The organism is Nocardioides sp., assembly GCF_035481145.1.
Classification (GTDB): domain Bacteria; phylum Actinomycetota; class Actinomycetes; order Propionibacteriales; family Nocardioidaceae; genus Nocardioides.
On sequence record NZ_DATIHB010000125.1, the window covers coordinates 1 to 4,425 of the forward strand.

The following is a 4,425-nucleotide window of genomic DNA, read 5'->3' on the forward strand; positions in this document are numbered from 1 at the left end:
GAGTCGGAGGCGGCCGTGCAGCGCGCGCTCGACGCGGCGCTCGAGGGGCGCACCTCGCTCGTCATCGCGCACCGGCTCTCGACGATCCGCCACGCGGACCAGATCCTGGTCGTCGACGACGGCACGATCGTCCAGTCCGGCACCCACGAGTCGCTGCTCGCCGAGGGCGGGTTGTACGCCGAGCTGCACGCCACGCAGTTCGCCCGGTCGCAGGTCTGAGGTCTGTTGTCCCGGCCGTTGCGGGTGCACCATGGGGTCATGGAAACCCGCGACTTCACGAAGCTGCCCGAGCCGGTGCGCCTCGAGGAGACGGTCACCTCCGAGGAGACCGTGCCGGTGCACGACCCCGAGAACGGTCGCGACACCGACCGCGACTTCCTCTTCCGCTACTGCCTCTGACGCAGCGTCCTGGGCAGCGGCTCAGTCGTCGAGGTACTGGTCGGCCCAGGCACTGATGATCCGCGCGGCCCGCTGCCCCTGACCGGGCGCGGTGAGCAGGTGGTCGCTGCCCTCGAGGTCGATGAAGCTGCGCGGATGGTGCGCCGCACGGAAGATCTTGGCGGCGTTCTCGATCGCCACAGTCGCGTCCGTGGGGGAGTGCATGACCAGCAGCGGCCGCGCGAGGGTGGCGATGTCGCGGCGGGTGTCCGAGGCGCGAACGTCCTCGACGAAGTGGCGCTTGAGGGTCAGTGCGCGGCCGCCGACGAGCCACTCCGCCTCGCCCTCCTCCAGTACGCGGTCGACCACCGCGTCGTACTGCCGCTCGACGTTCTTGGGGTTGAACGGCGCCCCCACCGTCGCAACCGCCATGGCCGTCGTCCGGTGCGCGGCTGCGAGGACGGCGGCGCCGCCGAAGGAGTGCCCGACCAAGAGCTGCGGACGGGTGCCGCGCTCGACCATGAACTCGCACGCCCGGACCACGTCGTCGACCTTGTGCGTGAACGAGCCGTCGCCCCAGTCACCCTCGGAGTCGCCCAGGCCGATCGCATCGAAGCGGAGCATGCCGATGCCCTCGGCTGCCAGCTGCTTGCAGATCCGCGCAGCGGCAGGGGAGTCCTTGCCGAGGGTGAAGCCGTGTGAGAAGACACCCCAGCCCCGCACCGTGCCCGGGGGCTCGTCGATCAGGCCTGCGAGCATCTCGCCGCTCGAGCTCGGGAACCGCACCTTCTTCGCCACGGCTGAGGAGCCTAGGTGCTGGCGCGCTTGTTACCCGCCGGTGAACTTCTGCGTGGTCTCCGCTCGATCGTGGAGGGGCTCAGTCGATCCGCTCGACCGACTCCACGTGCGGCAGGTCGCGCAGTGCGAGCTTCACGGCGTTCATCTGCACGTAGCCGGCGCGGGGCTCGCCCCGGACGATGATCCGTCCTTGGGCGTCGGGGCGCACGCTGCCGACGCTGGCCACGTCGACCCAGCGCTCGGAGAGCTGCGCGGGCAGGCCGGCGGGGGCGGAGTCGTCGAGCGTCACGCGCAGCACCCAGGGCCCGCGGCCCTGCTCGCCACCCTGCTCGCCCCCGACAGCCCCGGTGCGCGCGGGCAGCGAGACACCGGCGATGCCGACTGCGACCACCGCGGCACCGACCAGCAGCGCTCCGCCGGCGATCCGTGAGCCGCGCAGGACGACCAGCACACCGGCTGCAACGGCGACCAGGACGAGGAACCACGGACCAGACATGTCCGCGATCATGCCGCCTGGCTGGCATGCTTCGGGTCATGCCGCGCCACACCAGGACGTTCCTGCTCATCACCCTCGCCCTGGTGCTCGTCGAGGCCATGCTGGTCGTGCAGGAGGCAACCGGCGGTGGCTCCAGCCACCTGCTGCTCTACGCCCTCGTGCCGCTCGGCTTCGTGGCCACCGGGATCGGCACCCTCGTCTACGCCGAACGCCAGGAAGAGCCGAAGGAGCGCGACACCGTGCGCGGCTCGAGCGTGCTGCCGTTCGGGTGCTTCGTCCTCAGCGGAGCGATCGCGCTGTGGGTCGCGATGCTTGACTACGTCAATCGCTAGCTAGGTTGGTGGGCATGACCACCGTCCTCGTCACCGGTGCCAGCAGTGGCATCGGCGCCGCCACCGCCCGCCGCCTGGCTGCCAGCGGCCGCGATGTCATCGTCGCTGCTCGCCGCCTGGACCGCCTCGAGGAGCTCGCCGCCACCATCGGCGCCCGTGCGGTCCAGGTCGACGTCACCGACGCAGCGTCGGTCGCAGCCCTCGTCGAGCAGGTCGGCGAGCTCGACGTCCTCGTCAACAACGCCGGCGGTGCGATCGGCATGGAGTCCGTGGAGAGCGGGCTCCTCGACGACTGGCAGCGGATGTACGACGTGAACGTCCTCGGCACCCTGCGCGTCACGCAGGCACTGCTCCCGCTCCTGCGGGCCCGCCCGCACGCAACCATCGTGAACGTGACCTCCACGGCCGGGCTGATCAGCTACGAGGGAGGCGGTGGATACACCGCCGCCAAGCACGCCGAGCGATCCCTCACGGACACCTTGCGGCTGGAGCTCAACGGTGAGCCGATCCGCGTGATCGACATCGCTCCCGGCATGGTCCACACCGAGGAGTTCTCCCTCAACCGCTTCCGCGGCGACCAGGACCGGGCCGACGGGGCGTACGCCGACGTCGACCGACCGCTGTCCGCGGACGACGTCGCGTCGTGCATCGCGTTCGCCGTCGAGCTCCCGCCGCACGTCAACGTCGACCGGCTCGTCGTGCGTCCGGTGGCGCAGGCCGCGCAGCACAAGACCTTCCGGGGGAAGCTCTTCGGCTGAGACCGGCGGCTACTCGCCGATCATCACCTCGGGGCAGCCGGCGCAGGCGTACTCGCGCACCACCACGGTGTCCTCGAAATCGACGGCGGCCAGATGCCACTCGTGCTCGTGCTCGGCCATGCCGCCCACCTCCCGCTCTCCATGTAACAACGCTGCCCCTCCCGGTTCCCCGCGCCGCGCCGCATCATGCCCGCACTAGGCTCGCCCGCATGGACCTGCAGCTGACCGACCGTGTCTTCGTCGTCACCGGAGGGTCCCGCGGCCTCGGGCGGGCGACCGCCGAGGTGCTCGTGGCCGAAGGTGCGCGCGTCGTCCTCAGCGGACGCAGCAAGGAGAGCCTCGCACACGCAGTCGACGAGCTCGGCATCGAGCGCGCCGTGGCCGTGACCACGGACAACGCCGATCCCGACACGCCGTCGCGCCTCGTGGCCGCCGCGATGGACACCTGGGGTCGGCTCGACGGCGCGCTCGTCAGCGTCGGCGGTCCCGCGCCGGGCACGGTGGCCAGCAGCACGGACGCGCAGTGGACCGCGGCGTTCGAGAGCGTCTTCCTCGGTGCGGTCCGGCTCGGCCGGGAGCTGGCTGCGGCGCTGCCGGCCGGCGGTTCGATCGCCTATGTGCTCAGCAGCTCGGTGAAGGCGCCGATCACCGGGCTCACAATCAGCAACGGTCTCCGTCCCGGCCTCGCCATGGTCGCGAAGAACCTCGCCGACGAGGTCGGCCCCCGGGGCATCCGTGTCAACGGCCTGCTGCCGGGCCGCATCGCCACCGACCGGCTCAAGGAGCTCGACGCGCTCGGTGGAGACCCCGACGCTGCCCGCGCCCGCGCCACCGCGACGATCCCGCTCGCCCGTTACGGCGAGCCGGAGGAGTTCGGCCGTGCGGCGGCGTTCCTGCTCAGCCCGGCAGCGTCCTATCTCACCGGCGTCATGCTTCCGGTCGACGGTGGAGCGCTGCGCTCACTCTGAGCGGTCAGAACGCTTCGACACGCGCTGGTCACGCGGCAGCCGGCGGCCGGTGAGCACCGCCCACTCGTCGTACGCGAGGTAGCCGAAGCCGAAGATCGCCAGGACGCCGAAGAACCACCACTGCAGGCCGTAGAAGAAGTGCGGGCCGTTGCCGAGCTCGGGAAGCTCCCCGGTGCGCAGCTCCGGCTCGCTCGTCGCCGCGGGCGACTCGGACTCGAGCTGCAGCCAGCCACGGAAGACGTCGGCCCCGGTCTCGTCGGCGTACGCCGTGCTCGCGATCGCGCGTGCCGAGAGGACACCGCTCTCCTCGTGGACGGTGGCGGACTCGGTCGCGTCGGCCCGCGCCCAGCCGGTGACGACCACCTGTCCCGTCGGGGGAGCAGGGACGTCGCCGGCAGCCGCCGTGGCGTCCTCGGTCTGGAGCCATCCGCGGTCGACCAGCAGGACGGCGCCCGTGGTGGTCTCCAGCGGGACGACGACCTCGACGCCACCGGTGCCCTCGTAGGTGCGGTAGCGGATCTGGACCGTGTGCTCAGGGTCGTAGGTGCCGGTGGCGGTGACGCGCTTCCACTCGCTCCTCGCCGGCAGCGCGGTGTCGGTCGCGAAGACGTCACGCAGCGAGGCCGGCGGGCCGGAGGAGTTGCGCTCGATGACGGTGTTGCGTTCCTTGCGGTCCTCGAGCCGGTGGAACTGCC

Annotated in this window: 7 protein-coding genes and 1 pseudogene; 5 read left to right on the plus strand and 3 right to left on the minus strand. The window is 71.5% G+C overall.

What is annotated here, in order from left to right; genetic code table 11:
• Positions 1-219 (plus strand): annotated as a pseudogene (locus VLF38_RS10505) (ABC transporter ATP-binding protein); the annotation flags it as partial.
• Between the two features lie 39 nt (positions 220-258).
• Positions 259-399: a hypothetical protein gene (locus VLF38_RS10510; RefSeq protein WP_325271214.1), complete on the plus strand. Its 141-nt coding sequence runs from the start codon at positions 259-261 to the stop codon at positions 397-399.
• Between the two features lie 21 nt (positions 400-420).
• On the opposite strand, the gene VLF38_RS10515 is transcribed toward VLF38_RS10510, so the two are convergent.
• Positions 421-1,176, minus strand: coding sequence for an alpha/beta hydrolase family protein (locus VLF38_RS10515; RefSeq protein ID WP_325271215.1), 756 nt, complete (start codon positions 1,174-1,176; stop codon positions 421-423).
• A gap of 79 nt (positions 1,177-1,255) precedes the next feature.
• Positions 1,256-1,672: a hypothetical protein gene (locus VLF38_RS10520; RefSeq protein WP_325271216.1), complete on the minus strand. Its 417-nt coding sequence runs from the start codon at positions 1,670-1,672 to the stop codon at positions 1,256-1,258.
• A gap of 38 nt (positions 1,673-1,710) precedes the next feature.
• Between VLF38_RS10520 and VLF38_RS10525 the strand changes: the two genes are divergently transcribed.
• From VLF38_RS10525 to VLF38_RS10535, 3 genes are all read left to right on the plus strand, one after another.
• Positions 1,711-2,004, plus strand: a complete 294-nt coding sequence (locus tag VLF38_RS10525) for a hypothetical protein (RefSeq protein WP_325271217.1) — start codon at positions 1,711-1,713, stop codon at positions 2,002-2,004.
• 14 nt (positions 2,005-2,018) lie between these two features.
• Entirely contained in the window at positions 2,019-2,762 is a 744-nt protein-coding gene (locus VLF38_RS10530; RefSeq protein ID WP_325271218.1) for an SDR family oxidoreductase, read from the plus strand.
• 209 nt (positions 2,763-2,971) lie between these two features.
• Positions 2,972-3,730 (plus strand): SDR family oxidoreductase, encoded by a 759-nt coding sequence (locus VLF38_RS10535; protein ID WP_325271219.1) that lies wholly within the window; start codon positions 2,972-2,974, stop codon positions 3,728-3,730.
• Here VLF38_RS10535 and VLF38_RS10540 read toward each other — a convergent pair.
• Positions 3,722-4,425, minus strand: a 704-nt coding sequence (locus tag VLF38_RS10540) for an SURF1 family protein (RefSeq protein WP_325271220.1), incomplete at its 5' end; no start/stop codon positions are given. The two genes, VLF38_RS10535 and VLF38_RS10540, sit on opposite strands and share 9 nt — an antisense overlap.

Bases quoted from the DNA above. Each gene is read 5' to 3' on its own strand.
- VLF38_RS10525 (WP_325271217.1), top strand. From the start codon at position 1,711: ATGCCGCGCCACACCAGGACGTTCCTGCTCATCACCCTCGCCCTGGTG.
- VLF38_RS10530 (WP_325271218.1), top strand. From the start codon at position 2,019: ATGACCACCGTCCTCGTCACCGGTGCCAGCAGTGGCATCGGCGCCGCC.
- VLF38_RS10535 (WP_325271219.1), top strand. From the start codon at position 2,972: ATGGACCTGCAGCTGACCGACCGTGTCTTCGTCGTCACCGGAGGGTCC.
- VLF38_RS10520 (WP_325271216.1), bottom strand. From the start codon at position 1,672: ATGTCTGGTCCGTGGTTCCTCGTCCTGGTCGCCGTTGCAGCCGGTGTG.
- VLF38_RS10510 (WP_325271214.1), top strand. From the start codon at position 259: ATGGAAACCCGCGACTTCACGAAGCTGCCCGAGCCGGTGCGCCTCGAG.